The organism is Pseudanabaena sp. FACHB-2040, assembly GCF_014696715.1.
Classification (GTDB): Bacteria; Cyanobacteriota; Cyanobacteriia; order Phormidesmidales; family Phormidesmidaceae; genus JACVSF01.
The window spans coordinates 614,177-631,405 of record NZ_JACJQO010000005.1 but is presented as its reverse complement, the minus strand read 5'-3'; the positions used below and the strand labels follow the sequence as shown (position 1 = coordinate 631,405).

Here is a 17,229-nt window from a genome sequence, read left to right as displayed (position 1 = left end):
TGTCTAGGCTGCCGCGCAAGACAGCTTAATGACTGAGAATACGGTGTGCGCTTAGCAAGCGTTAACTGTGTAGAAGGAATTTTTTGAATTGAAAGTGCTATGTCTGAAATCAAACGCCAGATTGTTGCAATAGGTGGCGGCGGTTTTTCAAAGGAGCCTGACAACCCATTAATCGAACAGTACATCCTAAACCTAGCTGCTAAAGACAAACCACGAGTTTGCTTGGTGCCAACAGCGGGTGGCGATCGCGATTCTTATATTGTTCAGTTCTACGCTGCCTTTATGCAGTTTTCCTGCACTCCCTGCCACCTTTCTTTATTTAGCCCTCCCACCGTTGATCTACGGTCTTTTGTGTTGGAGCAAGACATCCTTTATGTGGGTGGCGGCAACACAAGAAATTTATTGGCTCTGTGGAAAGCTTGGGAACTTGATCAAATTATCAAAGAAGCTTGGGAGAAAGGCACAATTCTTTGTGGGGTAAGTGCGGGGTCACTCTGTTGGTTTGAAGAAGGCGTCAGTGACTACCTGCCAGGGCAATTAAATCCGTTGAAGTGTTTAGGATTCATCAAGGGCAGCCATTCTCCCCACTATAACCATCCTCAAAGAAGACCTATTTATCATCAGCTTATAGCAAATAGTCTCTTAAGCAATGGGTACGCAGCAGATGATGGGGTTGCGCTACATTTCGTGAACGAGCAGATAGAGAAAGTTGTGAGTTCTCACCTTGAGGCTAAAGCCTACCGCGTGGAGAAATGCGGAGATTCGGTGACAGAAACCGTTTTGACGCCTACTTATTTAGGCGGTGCGCTGGAATGATGCGATCGCACATAGCCTCAGTCTTGCCAACGTAGAGGTCAAACCCGATGCTGCGAATAAGCGTTAGTGGTCACAGCATCTGCTGATCGAACTGTCCTGATCCTGGGTGGGCTCACGGGCCGAACTGCTTAGAACTGGCTTCAGATTGATCGACTATGGATCAACTTATTGCAGAGACAAGGTAGTGGAGCACATATCTTGGCGAAAACAGAAGCGATCGCTCGGAAAGCAGAATGCATACCCGCCTGGTGAGAAAAAGATCTTCCTGCCCAAGATCTTCAATGCTTGAAAAGGTGTGTTCCGCTGCTCTGGTTTTCTCGTAAATACATAAGTTCCATTCTTAATCATCACTATTGATGACTAGAGAGGTTATCTATTAGCTCTGACACGATCAAGTTTAGATCGTGCAGATTGATGGCCAGATTCAAATTGCTAGAGAGGACGGAAATAAGCGCAAGTACTGCAAATGCCAGCCCTATGCTTTGCTTATCTCAAGAGTGGGTAGCGCTTTTTTTCCCGGCTTATAAATAACGTGCCTTTGTACAATTCCCTCTAAAGTTATAAACGCACTGTTGACCAATCTGCAAAAATCAAAGTGCTTGAGAAACGCTTTGTTTAGGATAAGAAAAGGTTAATTCGACCTTAAATTTGAGAATTGTGTTCTGCAAGACAAAAAGGCATTTTCTTCTTCTTGTTTGTCAGTTAAAAAGTGGTTTCTCAGGCAAACAATTGATTTAAAGTTATAGGGATTTCTCTATGCAAAGTGCCAATATTCCTAAGCTGACTGTAGTTTCGGTCGTCGTTGCAGTATCGTTTTTCCTTGCTTTGACTTTGGTGGAAGCAATTCCTGAAATTCCGGTTGATATCGATTTCAAGCCCTTTTTCATCCCGATGGTATTTGCGGCCCTGGTTCCAAGAGCTTGGGGGCCGCTCCTTGCTGTTGGGTTGGGCGGAATGCTAGGGGAGTTTTTGCGGGATTTGCTTGAGGGATATGAGATTGATGATCCGATTGGAGCTATAGGCTACCTTGTAGGGTTTGTTGTAGGTGGCTATATCGTCGGCAATCGCCCCTTAAACAAAGCTCGCTTAGCCTTTGCGGTATTGGTATCCGGCTTCCTGCATGCGGTGATTGAAGTGACTGCGCTGCTCCTGTTTGATCAAGAGTTATTGCGAGTTGCTATTTGGAGTGCTATTGGCAACACCATCAACGACGGCATCATTTTAGGAGCAATTCCAGCAGTTTTGCTCATGCCCCGGCTGTATGGACGAGTTGAACGATATTTAGGATTTGCTCCTCGTGGAATTGAGTATTACCGCAGAAAAAGACGTTTGCCTGGTTTTGCTAACGCAAGTTAGAACGTGCAATTTTTAGCTCCGTAGGGGTAGCCAACGACATTAATGCTCAGCAAGTAGGAAGGAAAAATCTATGCAAATTGTCAAAGCCAAAGATTTTAAGTTCACCTACCCCGGAGTTGAAAAGAGTGCCTTGGATAGGGTGTCATTTGACATTCAAAAAGGAGAAATCCTAGGGATTATTGGACCCGTTGGAGCCGGAAAAACGACGTTGTGTATGGCGATTGCAGGGCTTGCACCTCGCATCACAGGGGGCGAAACCTCCGGCGAAATGGAGGTGCATCGGAATGGGCACCAGCCTTCCCAGACTAATCAGGACGAAGAGGCTGACCATCCCATTGGCATGGTGTTTGAAGACTATGCCGGACAACTGACGCAGTTAAAAGTACTCGATGAAGTTAAAAATCCCTTAATAAATCGGGGTTTCTCGGATCAGGAGGCAGAAAACCGGGCGCGAGATTTGCTAAATCAGGTGGGGTTAAACCTCGACGAGCTGCAGAAGAAGCGAGTGTGGGAGCTTTCGGGGGGACAGCAACAGCGGCTTGCGATCGCAGCGACCCTTGCCCTCGACCCCCAAATTCTGATTTTCGACAAAGCAATCGATCGTCTCGACCCACGGGGACAAGACAAAGTCCGTCAAATTATTGAAGACTTGGCCGGAGAAAAAACGCTGGTGGTGGTCGAGCAAGACACCCATCTGCTGCAAGAGATTGCTGATCGCATTCTGGTCATTGTTGATGGAAGTGTTGTTGCCGAAGGGAAGCCAGAGGATATTCTGCGCGATGACGACCTGGTATCCCATGCAGATGCGACGCCTCCTGTGAGCTTGCGGCTGGCTCGCGCGTTAGGATTACCCAGTTCTCCCTTAACCTTCGAGGAGTTTGAGCAGGCTTTTGATCCTAAGTTCGGCCCAGAGCCTAGACAGCAGCAGTTAGGCAACGGGGCCTCAGTAACTGATCCTCAGCTTGGTCAAACCCTAGTGCAAGTTGAACAGCTCAGCTTCTGTTACCCAGACGGCACTCAAGCTCTGAAAGACGTGAACTTCGCCCTGCGGGAAGGAGAAGTCCGTGCCATTGTAGGCAACAGCAGCGCCGGTAAGACCACCCTAGTGCTAAATATTGCAGGCCTGTTAAAACCCAGCAACGGAAAGGTTTCTGTTTGCGGCATTGATACCCAGTGCAGCAGTGCAACCGATTTAGCCATGAAAGTCGGCACCGTGTTTCAAAACCCAGACGAACACATTACCGAACGTAGCGTCAGGGATGAAATTAGGTTTCCGCTGCGGGAGCGTCAATACAAACGCAAAGGGTTATTTGGTAAGCATCAGCGATACGACGACCAGTATATTCAACAAAAGATTTCCCAAGCTTGCGAGCTGGTCGGCATTTCAGAAAAGCTGCTTGATCAAGACCCGGTGCTACTCCCTGCAGGGTTGCGCCGACTGGTTACGATTGCAGAGGCCTTAGCCGTTGACCCTCAGGTCATTTCGCTAGATGAGCCCTCGGTTGGGCTGAGTGCAACTTCCCGCCGCAAGCTCAAGGAAACTATTGCCCGGCTCCGTGACATGGGTAAAGCCATTCTAATCACCGAAAACGATGTCGATTTTGTTGCTGAAGTTGCAGACACCATCACCGTAATGGATCGGGGACAGATCGTGCTGCAAGGGTCGGTGCAAGAGGTGTTTGCCGAGCAAAATTGGCCTCAACTTTCCGATCTATATATTCATCCCCCCTATGCGGCTCAGCTCGCTCAGCGGTTAGAGACTCAGGCCACAACGGTCGATGAGTTGATTGCAAAACTATCTCAATACCAGGAGGCCTAGATGACAGCTCGTGTACCTGTCCTTTATCGAGATTACGATACGGTCGTTCATGACCGAGATCCGCGCGTAAAAATCCTGTTGCTGCTTCTACTATTTTTTTATCTATTTGTGGCTCCAACCTGGCAATGGATGCTGGTGCCCGTCGTCCTAGGATTTCTTACTGCTGTACTGGCACGCACTCCCTGGAAATGGCTGGCTGTATTGTGGGCAATTCACCTACCGACCTTCATCGTGCTGATGATCATCCCGGCGGGAGGCGCAATCCTAGCAGGAGATTACGGCAAAGTGATAGAGGTTGCAACAACTGAACTGCGCCTGATTCTGGCTTGGACAGCTGCCATTGTCGTCAGCATCAGCTTGCTCTCTACGATGGACCCCAATGACCTGACGCGAGGGCTGCGAGGGCTGCGCTTACCTGGAATTGTTGCCTTTGCAGTAGGGCTGTCTTACCGCCTGCTTTACACCACCCTGGCTGAAGCTATGCAAATCAGCAAAGCAATGCAGCTCAAGGGTGTTGAGTTGGACACGAAGAACATTTTCAAGCTGGTTTGGAACTCTATGAGGCTGTCGTTACCCATTTTATTTGCGGTGCTGCGACGGGCACCTACCTTAATGGCCACTCTGGAAACCCGAGGTTTTGGCCGCAAATCGTCGGGGCTGGGGAAGCTGAATCTCTTGGACTGGATTATGCTGCTCATCGGGGTAGCAGTCCTAGGTCTAGCTTTGGCAGATCGGGTAGGTGGGTTGCCAGATTCCTGGCTACCTTGGTTCTCTGGCTCCTCTGATGGTTCTAGCTAATGGCAACTCATTGAGTTTGCGAGTCTTTTCCTGGCTTCCTAGTCCAAATGAACCGCTAGCCAGATACAGGGGGGTTCTGCACTGGTGTAGACAACTCTGTGTTTACAGTGAGCCGGAATCAGAACGTAGTCTCCTGACTCTAGAGCGGTTTCGCTGCCGTCTTCGTAGGCCAGCCTCGCCTGACCCTGCAGTAAGATCACCCATTCGTCGCGTTTCTGGTCGTACCATTCACCGGCAGGGGTGATTTGCCCACTCGAAATGATGCGCTCTATTAGGCAATTACCCTTATCAAAGAGCGGTTCAAATACCTCGATGTTGGACAAGGGGTTGGGCAGTGAGAACAGATTGGCTTTAGCGGGCGGCATCAACTCAAGAATCCTCTTTAAAGTCCTCGATATGGGCGCTCTGGAGCTTGCCTCGCTGATTAGCCTGCCACACTTGGCCGCTGTCTACATCTAGGCCAGTCAGCCAGCCCTTGCCATACACCCAGGTATCCAGGCAGACGGCATAGCCTAGGTTGCGGGGCTTACCGTTCTTTTGAGGGGTGTGGCCGCAGATCCAGGTTTTACCCGACATATGGGGCTGCGGATCAGTAAATTTATCCCAAAATAGTGACTTGTCAGGCTGCTCCGACAGTGGCCTATCGGGAGCCAGCGTAGCGTGGACGAAGATGTGCCGCTCGGTTTCCCACCAGTCCAGACATTTCTTTTGGATAAAGCTCCAGTGGGCCTCTGGGATGTCGCTCAGGCCAGCCGGTTTGCGGGTAGGGCTGTAAGACACCAGGGTTTTGCGGTCAATCAGGTCTTTGCCGTTGAGCCGGGTTCTACCGTATTTGCCTGCAGTGCGAAAAAAGATTTCGTGGTTGCCCCGCAGCGGGATGAGCTGCCCCTGGGCGTGTAGATTAATCAGGGTGTCTAAAACCGATTTAGCGTTTGGGCCTTTGTTGATGTAGTCGCCCAGCGTAATTAGAGTGTCTTGGGGCTGGAGGTCAATTGCCTCCAGCAGAACTTTTAGCGCCACATCGCAGCCGTGGATATCTCCGATGGCAAAGCATCGACTGGGGCGGCTGGAAGGGGCCATACAAGGTTACGAAGGATTAAGTTCTCTATTAAAATTGTAATTCTTGAAGTTTGACCTGCCGCTGCCAAAAGGGAGATTCGACCGACTATTGGGCCACCTGCACCGCCGCTGGCTGTGGCACCGTGGGCAAAACGACAGTAAATGCAGAGCCAACCCCCGGTGAAGACTCCAGCTTGATTTCGCCCTGCAACAGCTTGGTCAAGCGAGAAACAATGGAGAGGCCTAGTCCGGTGCCATCTTGGGATGGGGCCAGTTCTGAGGCGGGGGCCCGAAAGTAGGGCTCGAAGATGTGGGACTGGTCTTCTTGGCTAATGCCTACACCGCTGTCAGTAATAGTGATGGCCCATTGCTCTTCTGAGAGGGCGTAGCATTCTAGGCTGATCGAGCCGGTTTCGGTGTAGCGAATGGCATTGCTGAGCAGATTGGTGATGACCTGCTGCAGCCGCAGTGGATCGGTGGTGACCGAAGCGGGGGCGCGATCGCATCTCAAAATCAGGGCTAAATCCTTTGATCGAGCCAGAGGTTCGACCATTGTCATGACCCCATTGAGAACTTCCGGGACATGGGTTGGCATCAGCTGTAGAGACATTTTCCCAGCATCGTAGCGGGAGATTTCTAGAGCATCGTTGATCAGCCGCAGCAGCAGCCTGCCACTCTGCAGCACCCGTTCAATGCTTTCCAAGTTGGGAAACGTGTCGCGGAGGTCTGACTGTTTGCGCTGCTGCCGCAGAAAGAGATCGGTATAGCCAATGATTGAGGTGAGCGGGGTTTTTAGCTCATGGGCTAGGTGCGATAGGTTTTCTTTGCTGGCCCGCACTAGCCGAGTCAACTCCTGGTTGGTCAGATTTAACTGGCCTTGCAGCTGCTTGAGTTCTTCCATACGGCCATCGGTGTAGCTGTGGAAGCAGCGGGCAATAGCCTCATCAATCACGGTATCGATCAGCCGCACAGCCCGCAGCATGTCGGCGGGGCTGCCGCGCAATAGGTCAGGCTCTAGCTCAGAAAAGATGATGGAGCGCAGCAGGCGATACTCGCGGGCGATCTCGGCAGGTTCAAAGCCTTGCTCAGCACGAATCTGGCCGTGCTTTAGACTGGCCTCTACGAGGCTGTGAAGGTCGTTGTCTGTAGACTTGGAAAGAACGGTGCCCAAAGCCGACAACACGTCAGGAAGGCTATTGCGAATGGCGGTGTAGGTCAGCTCTTGCGTAACCGAAATCTGCTCATCCTGTCTGACTGCAGAAACCCAGGACTCTACGATGTAGTCGCTTTTTTCCAGAAGGGCTTGACTAAAATCCATGCTGCAAAAGAAGAAGGGCAGATCTAGCAACCTCTCCCTATGATGCGGAAGTTGGGAGACGAGCACATCTAACTCTTGAGGGAAAAAGGTGCGGGAGCCGGAATGTGCAGCAGTTCTAAAGCAGCGGTGACAACTGCTTCTGGTTCGATATCCAAACACTCTAGCTGGTAGGGACAGGTGAACTGATAGCAGGGGCTACAGGTGGTTGGGCGGCGCAGCAAAATGGCTTGGGTCTGGCGCGGCTGCCACTGGCACTCCAGCTCTGTCCCCGCAAAGAGAATGACGCTCGGAGTTTGCACCGCATCGGCAATGTGCATAGTCGAGGTGTTGTTGGAGAGCATGAGCTGGGCCTGATCGATCAGGGCTGCTAGCTCTGGCAGGGTGGTCTTGCCAATTAGGTTGATGGCCCGCTCTCCCAGGATGTCGAGCAGGGGGGCGGCGCGATCGCAATCCTTCTCCACGCCCGTTACGACGACAGGCCAGCCGGTGATTTGGGAGAGTTGGTGGGCTGCGATCGCAAATCGTTCGGCGGGGTAGGTGCGCGATTGGCAGCTGGCCCAAGGGTTGAGGAGGAGGTAGGGGGTGGATTGGGGAGATTGGGGGGGTGGGGAAGACGGGAGGGAGAGGGAGAGGTGGCGGTTGTTGACGGGGTAGCCGACGAATTCGATGAGGCGGAGGTTGCGATCGACTTGATGGAGGTCGTCGGGGGCAGCAGGGATGGGGTGGGTGAGGGTAGGGCTGGTTTCTTTAGATTCGCCTAGGCGGAGGGGGATACCTGCGAGCTGGCATAGAAAGGCGGCGGGATGAGGGCTTTGCTTGAAGCTGGTGAAGATGATGGCGGCATCGAACTTTCGGTCTTTGAGGATTTGCACCAGTTCCCATTCTCGCTGGGGGTCGAAGTCGAGCTTCCCCAGGTCTTGCCAGAGGACTCGCCAGGTCAACACGTCGTCTATCCAGGGCAGAAGGGGGGCTGCTAGAGAGCCGCCGGGGCTGGCCATGAGGGTGATCTTGGCATCGGGCTGGTGCTCCTTGATGACCTGTAGGGCGGGGCTGGTCATGAGCACGTCCCCGATGTTGTCGAGCCGCATGATGAGGATATTTTGGGGGGCGGGCCAGGGAGGGAGGGTGGATGAGTGGATGGGTGGATGGGTGGATGGGGGCGTGTGGGTGTGCGCTGTTGGGGTGATTTCGGTGGGGGAGCTATTTTGATTGGACAGTGCCTGATCGACTGCTGTTAATACTTGAGCGGGGGTGATCAGATCCACGCAGGTGGCCCATTCGAAGGGGCACTTGCCGCTGTACCAGCAGGATTGTTCGGTGAAGTTGGCGAGGTTGCGTTCGGGGCAGTTGGGGTAGCCTTGCAGGTTGATGTGGGGGGCGGGTTGGCCGTACCGGCCTTGCCAGGAGGGGCCAAACAGGGTGATGGTGGGGGTGCCGAGGGCGGCGGCGATGCGGGCGGGACCCGTGTCTCCGGCGATGACGCAGTCGGCCTGGGCAAAGAGGGCAGCGAGTTCGCGCAGGGAACCTCGGGGCCAGGGGCGGGCACTGGGTAGGGCGCTGGTGATGGCTTTGACCTGATCGGGGTTATTGCCTTCTGGCACGATTAGGCTGGCGCTGTAGCGTTCTTGCAGTGCTTTGCCCAGGGTTACAAAATGGTCAGTTGACCAGTGCTTGATGGACATCCCAGCGTCGGGATAGAGGCAGATAAGCGGGCGATAGGTGGCTCCTAGCCGGTTTTGGGTCTGGGTGTGCTCGGTGTGGGTGAGGTGAATTTGGGGATGGCGGTAGCGGCGGGCGGCGCTTTCGTCGATGAGGTTTTCGAACAGCAGGATTTGCAGGAAGCGATCGCAAACTAGCTGATCACTGGGCGGGTTGCGCCACAGGTTTGTCACTACTCGGGCTGCACCGCTCTGCTGCACTAGGTTGGCAATGCCTTCGTAGGTCACGTCCGTCACGATCAGGTCGTAGGTGGCTTGGGCAAGCTGCTGCTCGACTGCCTGTCGTGCGGTTCCTTTAGGCGTTTGGATGACTTTGTGAATGAGGGCATGGTGGCGCAGCAGTTCACCTCCCGGCTCGAAGGTGAGGACGCTGAGCTGGGCTTGGGGATGGGAAGCCGCTAGGGCTTGCATTGCCGGTAGGGCAATCAGCGTATCGCCTAGGCCGCCCAAAAGTTCAATAAACAGAATCCGCTGCATAGGCCCCTACACCTCAACCGGGAAAAGGTGGTGGGCGTCATGGGTGCGATCGCAAATTGTCGTCACCATCTCTTGGTGGTAGGCCCCTGAAGGCAGAATGCCGCAGTCTCCGTAGCGGGCCGTCACCCGCTGCTGGGCCAGCACGGGCGCAGTAGCCTGCTCCAAGAGGAACTGACGGTGCTCGGCCACGCCTTGGCGCGGCAGGTGCTGGAGAATTTGGACGGGGTGCTGGTGCGATCGCAACCCTCTCGCCACCGCCTGAACTTCACTGACATTGACTACAGCCTGACCTTCGGTCTGGTCAAAAACAATTACGCTGCAATCTTGAAACGTTTGGGCGCACAGGCCAGTCAGCGTGATCGCTAGCACCGTAGGCCGATTGTAGGTAGGAATAAGGACGTTGAGGGTGGACATGGAGAAAGCAGAGGGGAAGGACAAAAGGCTTGTTGGGGTTAAGCACAGCGCAACCACCCAAAACCCAGAAGGGAGGTCTTGTAGGTTGGTGTCAAGCGCAGCACGACCCAATAGAAGGGCACAGGGCAGAATAATCTGGTCGGAGCACAGGCCTCTGTGCCCTAGCGAAACCCTAACGAAGCCATGCCCAAAGGGCTATTGCCCGAAGGACTATCTAATTGCATCTCCATGGAGGGAAAGGAATCGGAGGGGCGATGGGTTTCGGCCAATAGCTCCACAACCGCCGCAACTACCTGTTCTGGCTCCACTCGCCGCAGACAGTCATGATGCCCCTCAGGGCAAATGCTCTTATAGCAAAGGCGGCAGGGCACCTCGTGGTAGAGCACCCGGTTGGGCACGCCCCAGGGAGTATGCTGGAGATTGGTTAGGGCGTACAGATCAACGACGGGGGTTCCCACCGCCGCTGCTAGGTGAACTGGGCCAGTGTTATTGGACAGAAGTAGCGGTGCCGTCTGGAGCAGGGCCGCTAAGCCCGCTAAATCCAGCATCCCCACAAGAGACAGAGAAGATGTCCCCATTTGAGACCGAATCTGGTCAATCAGGGGACGCTCGGTTTTGGTGCCGGTGAAGACGATTGGGATGCCTTTGGTCTGAAGGGCATCAGCCACCTGAGCAAACTGCTCGGGCGAGTAGCGGCGAGAGGGGGCCGATGCACCAGCATGAACGACTACCCAAGGGCTTGAACTGCTCAGACCCAGTTCCGACAGCAGCAGGGCGACCCGCTTTTGGGCCTTGAGGGGAATATCGAGGCTCATGCGGGGAGTGGCTGTGTGAAAGCCGACGCTGGCGACCAGGTCGAGCTGGCGCTGCACTTCATGACGGATAAACTGCTCTGGCTCCGGTTCTTTGACCGTATGGGTCAGAAGCTGGTAGGGGTTTTCGCGGCAATGGGCCAGCCGCAGAGGAATATCTGCCATGTAGGTCATAAAAGCCGAGGGCAACGGGTTTTGGCTGTAGACCGTAAAGATGATGGCGGCATCAAACTGCTGGCGCAGGGCCTCGAACTGGGCATATTCGGGCTGGCTATTGGTGCGGGGAGCAGTGGCCTTAAGCCAGGGGGCATCGTAGACCAGAGTTTCGTCAATGATGGGGAGGAGGGGTGCGATCGCACTTCCCGCCTCTGAGGTCATCAGCGTCAGATGAGCTTGAGGGTTCGTCTCCTTAATTGCGCCGAGAGCCGGAGTCGTCATCAGCACATCTCCCAGGCTGTCTAGGCGAATGCAGAGAATGCGGTTGGCTGTGGTCCAGTCAGCAGTCTTCATTCGGCGTGTCCTGCAAGAATTTGCTGAATTAGATGGGTTGTGGAGCGATCGCCCAGGTAGGGCAAAATTTTCACCTCGCCGCCCAGCTCTTCAATCAGCGGCGTTTCGGGCAGAGTGTCGCGGGTGTAGTCACCGCCCTTGGCATATACGTTGGGGCGGATAATGCGAATCAGCTCACGCGGAGAAAGATCGCCAAAGGGCACCACGTAATCCACACAGCCTAGAGCCGCCAGCACCGTCAGCCGATCCGCCAGCGAGTTGACCGGACGGGTTGGCCCCTTGAGCTGGCGAATGCTCTCATCGCTGTTGACCCCCACAATCAGCACATCCCCCAGGGCCTTGGCCTGCTCAAGGCAGGTGACATGGCCCGAGTGGAGAATGTCAAAGCAGCCGTTAGTAAACACAATTCGTTTGCCCAGGGCGCGGTGCTGCTCCACCAGCGACACCAGCTCAGTGTGATTAAAGATGCGCTTGTTCTGGTCAAACAGAGCCCGGCGCAAGGCCAGCGGATTGCAGCAGGTAGTGCCTTCCTCCTGCACAATTACCGCCGTTGCCATCGCCGCAAGAGATGCTGCTGCATGGGGGTCTGCGCCCGCACCCAAAGCTAGAGCCAGGGCGGCCACATAGGTATCGCCTGCCCCAGTAGCGTGGGAACTGGGGGCCGGTTTGGCAAAGGTGCGGCTGGGGGGTAAGTCGCCCACAAAAATCACTGCGCCCTCTTCGTCCAAGGTCAGGGCCGCCATTTGACTGCCTGCTAGCTGCAGCACCGTCTGGCCGTGACGAGAAATTTGCTCAACTCGGGCATGTCCATTCAGCCGGGACAAATTCAGCAGCCGCACCGCCTCATCGTAGTTGGGCTTAACTGCAGTAACGCCGACTTCAGCATAAGCCTGCAGCCGTTTGGAGTCGGCCACAATCACCCGTGGATATTGGGCCTGAAGCTGTTGCAGAGTTGCAATCACCGCTGGCGTGAAGATGCCATAGGCGTAGTCTGAAATAATTACAGCATCGCAAAGCGGGAACCGCTGCACCAGCTTTTGAATCAGCAGGGCCTCTGCGGCTTCTGAAATGGCTCCGGTGCTGCCCTGGTCAAATCGCACCAGCAGGTGAGCATCGGCCATGACCCGCTGTTTTACTAGCGTGCGTCGGTCAGAGTGGCTCAACAGATCGTCGAGCTGCACACTCCGCTCGGTCAGGGCTTCCCGTAGGCGATCGCCCTCGTAATCGCAGCCAATCACCGACAAAAAGTACGTCTCGCCGCCCAGCCTCGCCACGTTGGCTGCTGTGTTGGCCGCGCCTCCCGGCGCATACTGGCGCTGATCCACGTCAACGATAGGTACGGGCGCTTCTCGGCAGAGGCGGGTGGCTCCGCCCTGGAGGTAGCTATCGAGAATAGCTTCGCCAATCACCAGTACTTTCAGGTGAGCAAAGCGATCGATCAGATCAAGCAACCGGCTGGTTTGTGCGTCTGGAGTAGTCATGGGCGGGTTGGGTGTGGAGGATGTAGTCGGCAGCAAGGCTGAGATTGGTGGTCGCATGATGGGGCGTGCGTTGTGGCGTGAGCACCCACTCGGTTTCGTTGCCGTTGTCGATCAGAACTGTGCGGCAGCCCGCCCGCAGCCCTGCTTCGACATCGTTCAAAATGTCGCCAATAAACCAAGACTGATGCAGATCAATATCGTGATCGGCAGCGGCCTGGAGCAGCATCCCTGGCTTAGGTTTGCGGCAGTCGCAGGAGACGGCATACTCCGCCACTGTGCCATTGGGGTGGTGAGGGCAATAGTAAAAGCCTGCTAGCGGCAGTTCCAGCATTTGGCGCAGTCGCTGCTCTACAGCAGTCAGGGCCGATTCATCAAAATATCCTCGGGCAATGCCGGACTGGTTGGTGATGACAATCAGCTGGTAGCCCGCCTGATAGAGCTTGTGGACGCCACTCAACGCCCTAGGACACAGCATCATGCGAGCTGGATCGACGTTGTAGGGGACGTCTTCAATCAGGGTTCCGTCTTTGTCGAGGAAGATAGCCTTCTGCATGAGTGGAGAGGGAGTGGATGGGTGGGGAGTGGGAGGGTGGATGGGTGAGAGAGTGGATGAGTGGAAGTAGGAGTAAAGAGTTATCGAAGGCTGTGGTTTTATACCCATCTACCCGACCACCCATCCACCCCCTGCCTTTCTACGGCCAGGAAGTCTCCTTCATCGGCAGCACCATAATTTCTGAGATCACGGTGTCTTTAGGCTGCATTAGCAGGTACTTGATGGTTTCGGCCACGTTCATGGGGTCTTGCAGAGTGTTGATGTCGATGTCGGGGAAGCGATCTAGCAGGAAGGGGGTGCGCATGCCGCCTGCGATGACTGAAGTAACTTTGATGTTGTGCAAGCGGCCTTCGACATGGAGGGCTTGGGAGAAGCCGAGCAGGCCCCACTTGCTGGCGTGGTAGGCAGAGGCGTTGGCCCAGGCGCGTTTGGCGGCGGTGGAGACGATGTTGATGATCTGGCCGCTGCCCTGTTCGCGCATGTGGGGAAAGACGGCTTTAGACATATAGAAGGGGCCATTGAGGTTGACGCCCATAACCCGCTGCCAGTCGTTGATCTCGAGTTCTTCGACGGAAAGGGTGACGTCGATACCGGCGTTGTTGATTAAAACGTCGATCTTGCCGTAGTGGTCAAGCACTTGGTTAACCAGGCGGGTGCTCTGGTCGGGATCGCTGACGTCGAGGGGCAGTGCGATCGCATCTCCCGCCTGTTCCTGGATTTTCTCAGCTAGCTGTTGGCCCCGAGCGGGCTGCACGTCGGCTACAACGACTTTCAGCCCGCCTTCAGCCAGACAGTAACAGGTGGCTTCACCCAATCCTTGGGCACCACCAGTGACGACGACGACTTTATTAGCTAGGGGTTGATCGGAAGCCGTTTTTTGGGGAAGGGTTTGCATCGATATTCTCCTAGGGGTTCAAAATAGGGGTTCAAAAACGGGTTAAAGCAGGCGCTTTTGGGTCGAAGGGCGTAGAGAGGCGGCTAACCGTGTCTCTACCCCAGGGGCGGAAACCGGCGACAGAGCCGGGGCCGATTGGGGACATTTGGCCCGCAGCAGATCTTCCTCAATCCACTCGCACAGCAGATGCAGGATCAAAATGTGGACTTCCTGAATTCGCTGGGTGTCGCTGGCAGGGACGCAAAGGGGCAGATCTACCAGTGGCATCAGGTCGCCGCCGCTGCCGCCGAGTAAGGCAATGGTGGAAACATTGCGGGTGCTAGCGGCCTCGACGGCGCGAATCAGGTTGGGGGAGCGTCCGCTGGTGCTCATCATGAGCAGCACGTCCCCTGGCTGGGCAAAGGTGTGGACTTGGCGGGCGAAGATATCTTCGTAGCCCACATCGTTGGACCAAGCGGTGATCAGGGCGGTGTCGGCAGTGAGGGCGATAACAGGCAGCCCAGCCCGGTGGGGCGAGCGAAAGCGGCCCACCAGCTCAGCCGCGAAGTGCTGAGAGTCGGAAGCGCTACCGCCATTGCCGCAGACCAGCACCTTGCCGCCCTGGGTAAAGCACTGGCCCATTAACCTTGCCGCTGCCAGAATATCGGTGCTGAGCACTTGTTGGGACTGTTTAAGAGCCATAATGGCGGCATCAAAGCAGTCCTCCATGCGGGTCAGTTCACCGATGTCTTGAGAGGGCAGGGTAATGGGCTGGGGCTCTAGGGTCAGCACGTCTTCGTAGAGAGCTGCGATCGCACTGGTCACCTTGGGCCAGGTAAACTGGCTGGCCACATGGCGGATCGCTTGCCGCCCAAACAGGTTGAGCATAGCGGGGTTGCGGTAGAGAAAGGCCATGCGATCGCACAGTGCCTGCGGTTCATTGGGCGCAACCAGATAGCCCGTTTCCCCATCCTTCACTGTGAACTTGATACCGCCCACGTTTGTGCCAATGACGGGGGTGCCGCAGGCCATCGCCTCTAGGGGTGTAATGCCAAAGGGCTCGTACCAGGGCGTGGTGACGAAGATATCAGCAGCGCTGTAGTAGTACTTCAGCACCTCGCGGCCCCGCTGGCCGACAAAGGTGACGCGATCCGTCAGGTTCAGCTCCTGAGCCAGGGTTTGGAGCCGCCCAATCTCAGGCGTGAGGGCTGGGTCAGGTTCAGAAGCCTCACCCCCAACCACCAGCAGCCGAGTCGGCATCTGCGCCTGATAGTTAAGGGCAGCGACGCCCCGCAATGCATTATCTACGCCCTTGCGCGGCACCATCCGGCCCAGCTGCAGCACAATGCGCTCGTCCTGGGGCAGGCCCAGCGTGGCCCGCGCCTTGTCTTTAGGAATGGGCCAAAACTCGGCGGCATCTACGCCGCAGGGAATAATGCGAATCTTGTTGGGATCGGCTTGGTAGAGCTGAATCAGGTCATCTCGGTCTTGGGGGCACTCAGCCACAATGAAGTCAGCCGCCTGCACAATCTCGTCTTCAACGGCAAAGCGCCGATCGGGAAAGCCATCGGCCTGCCCTTGGTGTTGCCGCCGCACTCGGCCTAGGGCGTGGAAGGTGACGACAAAGGGTACGCCCGTTTGCTGCTTGATCTGGTTAGCGACCAGGGCCGACATCCAGAAGTTGGCGTGGATCAGGTCGTAGAAGTGTCGCCCTTTAAAAGACCCATTGAGCTTTAGCCGCTCCTCCCGCATAAAGGCCAGAACAAACTCAGTGAACGCCTCCATGTAGGGCAGCAGCCTTTCCTTGGGAATGGGCCGGGCTGGCCCCACCGGCACATGAATGATGCGGACCCCATTGTGCCAGGTGACGACATCGGGGATGTCGGTGCGATCGCGCCGGGTAAACACGTCCACACTGTAGCCAATGGCCGCAAGCTGCTTGGCGATCTGGCCGACGTAGACATTCTGGCCGCCGCTGTCGGTGCCTCCAAAAATCCCAAGGGGCGAAGCGTGTTCACTGATCAGGGCAATCCGTTTAGTCATAGCGATTTCGGGGGGTGAGGGGTGAGGAGTGGATAGGTGGGCACCGCCCACTTGCTACTGGGTAGAGGTGCGTATTGGTAGAGGCGGCGGCCTGTGCCCTAATCGCAAATCATCGGCCCATTACCAGGGGCTGTTGTTCCCGGTTGCGGGCAATCGCTTCGGCAAAAACATCCTCCCAATCGCGGATAAAGCGTTGGATGCTAAAGCGCTCTTGGGCCTGCCACTTGGCCCCCTCACCGAGCCGTCGGGCCAGTCGGGCATCGTCGAGCAGGGTTTGCATGTGCTGTACCAACTTGGGCAGGCAGGTGTCGATGTAGCCAGAAATGCCGTTTTCAACGACGGTGGTCAACTCTGTGGTGGCTAACCCTACCACCGGCAGGCCCAGCGTCATCGCTTCGCACAGTGCCAGCCCCAAGCTGGTGTAGCGAATGGGATGGAAGAAAAAGCGGTAGCGAGCCATCAAAGCGGGCAGCTCAGCGTGAGACACCTCCCCCAGACCGCCCAGCGCTTCTGAGCCCATACCCACCAGATCTAGAGGTATTTCCTCACGGATGGCCTCAAAAATATCGAGGCCAAGGCGACGACCGCGCGATCGCAACCCATTCACCACCACAATGCCCTTGGGAATCTCGCCTGTGTACTGCACACCGGAGGGCACGATCACCCCATGATCCACCACCCGCGTAGGTGTCCTGCCGCTGTCCCACATCAGCTGATTGAAAGCCGTGACGTGTACCAGCAGCACCGCCGGATCGTCCACTACATGCCGGGTATCGGTCGGGTGCTCGCGAGGGGGGTCGTGTTCCAAAAACAGGCGGGGCAGCTGCCGCTGAGCGGGGGAAAGAATGTCGTGCTGATCCTGCAAATAGTTGCGCTGCGACTGGAACAAGACGCAGTCAAATTCGAGATTTTGCACCTCTTCTGCTGCGACCTCATGGACGTTGTCGCCCCAGGCAAAGCCCGACAGCTTTCCCCCGTAGCCCTCTGGTTTATTGGGCTTGACTGGCAGGTAAAACTCGTGGGGTGCCTGAGTTAGGTAGTAGAGGTAGCTGCCGTGGATGTGCCAGGTGAGAATGCGGAGTCGTTTCATGGCGTGGGAGTAGGGGCAGGGGAGAGTGGGCAGGAGATGAGATGGGGGAGGTGGGATGATGGGGGAGAGGATTGATACAGCTTTGTTTCTC

15 protein-coding genes are annotated in these 17,229 nt (G+C 55.7%); 4 read left to right on the top strand and 11 right to left on the bottom strand.

All coding sequences use genetic code 11. The annotated features are described in order from the left end of the window. Positions 1-99: 99 nt before the first annotated feature. The 4 genes from H6G13_RS06585 to H6G13_RS06570 all read left to right on the top strand — a co-directional run bounded on the left by H6G13_RS06585 (position 100) and on the right by H6G13_RS06570 (position 4,789). On the top strand, positions 100-816 hold the full coding sequence (locus H6G13_RS06585) for a peptidase E (RefSeq protein ID WP_190482352.1): 717 nt from the start codon (positions 100-102) through the stop codon (positions 814-816). Between the two features lie 756 nt (positions 817-1,572). Then, positions 1,573-2,172, top strand: coding sequence for a hypothetical protein (locus tag H6G13_RS06580; protein ID WP_190482351.1), 600 nt, complete (start codon positions 1,573-1,575; stop codon positions 2,170-2,172). 70 nt (positions 2,173-2,242) lie between these two features. Beyond that, the gene (locus H6G13_RS06575) at positions 2,243-3,991 is read left to right on the top strand and encodes an ATP-binding cassette domain-containing protein (protein WP_190482350.1); all 1,749 of its coding nucleotides are present in this window, start codon (positions 2,243-2,245) and stop codon (positions 3,989-3,991) included. Next, positions 3,992-4,789, top strand: coding sequence for an energy-coupling factor transporter transmembrane component T (locus H6G13_RS06570; protein ID WP_190482349.1), 798 nt, complete (start codon positions 3,992-3,994; stop codon positions 4,787-4,789). 38 nt (positions 4,790-4,827) lie between these two features. Here H6G13_RS06570 and H6G13_RS06565 read toward each other — a convergent pair whose 3' ends face one another. From H6G13_RS06565 to H6G13_RS06515, 11 genes are all read right to left on the bottom strand, one after another. Then, positions 4,828-5,154: a cupin domain-containing protein gene (locus H6G13_RS06565; RefSeq protein ID WP_190482348.1), complete on the bottom strand. Its 327-nt coding sequence runs from the start codon at positions 5,152-5,154 to the stop codon at positions 4,828-4,830. 4 nt (positions 5,155-5,158) lie between these two features. Next, on the bottom strand, positions 5,159-5,869 hold the full coding sequence (locus H6G13_RS06560) for a metallophosphoesterase (RefSeq protein ID WP_190482347.1): 711 nt from the start codon (positions 5,867-5,869) through the stop codon (positions 5,159-5,161). Positions 5,870-5,954: 85 nt separating this feature from the next. Beyond that, positions 5,955-7,166 (bottom strand): sensor histidine kinase, encoded by a 1,212-nt coding sequence (locus tag H6G13_RS06555; protein WP_190482346.1) that lies wholly within the window; start codon positions 7,164-7,166, stop codon positions 5,955-5,957. A gap of 68 nt (positions 7,167-7,234) precedes the next feature. After that, the gene (locus tag H6G13_RS29070; protein WP_190482345.1) at positions 7,235-9,361 is read right to left on the bottom strand and encodes a glycosyltransferase family 9 protein; all 2,127 of its coding nucleotides are present in this window, start codon (positions 9,359-9,361) and stop codon (positions 7,235-7,237) included. A gap of 6 nt (positions 9,362-9,367) precedes the next feature. Then, positions 9,368-9,775, bottom strand: coding sequence for a glycosyltransferase family A protein (locus H6G13_RS06545; RefSeq protein ID WP_190482344.1), 408 nt, complete (start codon positions 9,773-9,775; stop codon positions 9,368-9,370). A 161-nt stretch (positions 9,776-9,936) separates the two neighbouring features. After that, a complete protein-coding gene (locus H6G13_RS06540; protein ID WP_190482343.1) occupies positions 9,937-11,097 on the bottom strand; it encodes a glycosyltransferase family 9 protein in 1,161 nt (386 codons plus the stop codon). Beyond that, positions 11,094-12,578, bottom strand: coding sequence for a D-glycero-beta-D-manno-heptose 1-phosphate adenylyltransferase (gene rfaE2 / locus H6G13_RS06535; protein ID WP_190482342.1), 1,485 nt, complete (start codon positions 12,576-12,578; stop codon positions 11,094-11,096). Before rfaE2 ends, H6G13_RS06540 begins: the two co-directional genes overlap by 4 nt. Then, positions 12,541-13,131: an HAD family hydrolase gene (locus tag H6G13_RS06530; protein WP_190482341.1), complete on the bottom strand. Its 591-nt coding sequence runs from the start codon at positions 13,129-13,131 to the stop codon at positions 12,541-12,543. The genes rfaE2 and H6G13_RS06530 overlap by 38 nt, the downstream gene beginning before the upstream one ends. 139 nt (positions 13,132-13,270) lie before the next feature. After that, a complete protein-coding gene (locus H6G13_RS06525; RefSeq protein ID WP_190482340.1) occupies positions 13,271-14,026 on the bottom strand; it encodes an SDR family oxidoreductase in 756 nt (251 codons plus the stop codon). A gap of 42 nt (positions 14,027-14,068) precedes the next feature. Continuing rightward, positions 14,069-16,048 carry a glycosyltransferase gene (locus tag H6G13_RS06520; RefSeq protein ID WP_190482339.1) on the bottom strand — a complete coding sequence of 660 codons (1,980 nt, stop codon included), beginning with the start codon at positions 16,046-16,048 and terminating at the stop codon, positions 14,069-14,071. 109 nt (positions 16,049-16,157) lie between these two features. After that, complete coding sequence (locus tag H6G13_RS06515) at positions 16,158-17,138, bottom strand: glycosyltransferase family 4 protein (protein WP_190482338.1); 981 nt, start codon at positions 17,136-17,138, stop codon at positions 16,158-16,160. Between the last annotated feature and the right edge of the window lie 91 nt (positions 17,139-17,229).

Bases quoted from the DNA above. Each gene is read 5' to 3' on its own strand.
- H6G13_RS06525 (WP_190482340.1), bottom strand. From the start codon at position 14,026: ATGCAAACCCTTCCCCAAAAAACGGCTTCCGATCAACCCCTAGCTAAT.
- H6G13_RS06545 (WP_190482344.1), bottom strand. From the start codon at position 9,775: ATGTCCACCCTCAACGTCCTTATTCCTACCTACAATCGGCCTACGGTG.
- H6G13_RS06570 (WP_190482349.1), top strand. From the start codon at position 3,992: ATGACAGCTCGTGTACCTGTCCTTTATCGAGATTACGATACGGTCGTT.
- H6G13_RS06565 (WP_190482348.1), bottom strand. From the start codon at position 5,154: ATGCCGCCCGCTAAAGCCAATCTGTTCTCACTGCCCAACCCCTTGTCC.
- H6G13_RS06575 (WP_190482350.1), top strand. From the start codon at position 2,243: ATGCAAATTGTCAAAGCCAAAGATTTTAAGTTCACCTACCCCGGAGTT.
- H6G13_RS06540 (WP_190482343.1), bottom strand. From the start codon at position 11,097: ATGAAGACTGCTGACTGGACCACAGCCAACCGCATTCTCTGCATTCGC.
- H6G13_RS06515 (WP_190482338.1), bottom strand. From the start codon at position 17,138: ATGAAACGACTCCGCATTCTCACCTGGCACATCCACGGCAGCTACCTC.
- H6G13_RS06560 (WP_190482347.1), bottom strand. From the start codon at position 5,869: ATGGCCCCTTCCAGCCGCCCCAGTCGATGCTTTGCCATCGGAGATATC.
- H6G13_RS06580 (WP_190482351.1), top strand. From the start codon at position 1,573: ATGCAAAGTGCCAATATTCCTAAGCTGACTGTAGTTTCGGTCGTCGTT.
- H6G13_RS06520 (WP_190482339.1), bottom strand. From the start codon at position 16,048: ATGACTAAACGGATTGCCCTGATCAGTGAACACGCTTCGCCCCTTGGG.
- H6G13_RS06585 (WP_190482352.1), top strand. From the start codon at position 100: ATGTCTGAAATCAAACGCCAGATTGTTGCAATAGGTGGCGGCGGTTTT.
- H6G13_RS29070 (WP_190482345.1), bottom strand. From the start codon at position 9,361: ATGCAGCGGATTCTGTTTATTGAACTTTTGGGCGGCCTAGGCGATACG.
- H6G13_RS06530 (WP_190482341.1), bottom strand. From the start codon at position 13,131: ATGCAGAAGGCTATCTTCCTCGACAAAGACGGAACCCTGATTGAAGAC.
- H6G13_RS06555 (WP_190482346.1), bottom strand. From the start codon at position 7,166: ATGGATTTTAGTCAAGCCCTTCTGGAAAAAAGCGACTACATCGTAGAG.
- rfaE2 (WP_190482342.1), bottom strand. From the start codon at position 12,578: ATGACTACTCCAGACGCACAAACCAGCCGGTTGCTTGATCTGATCGAT.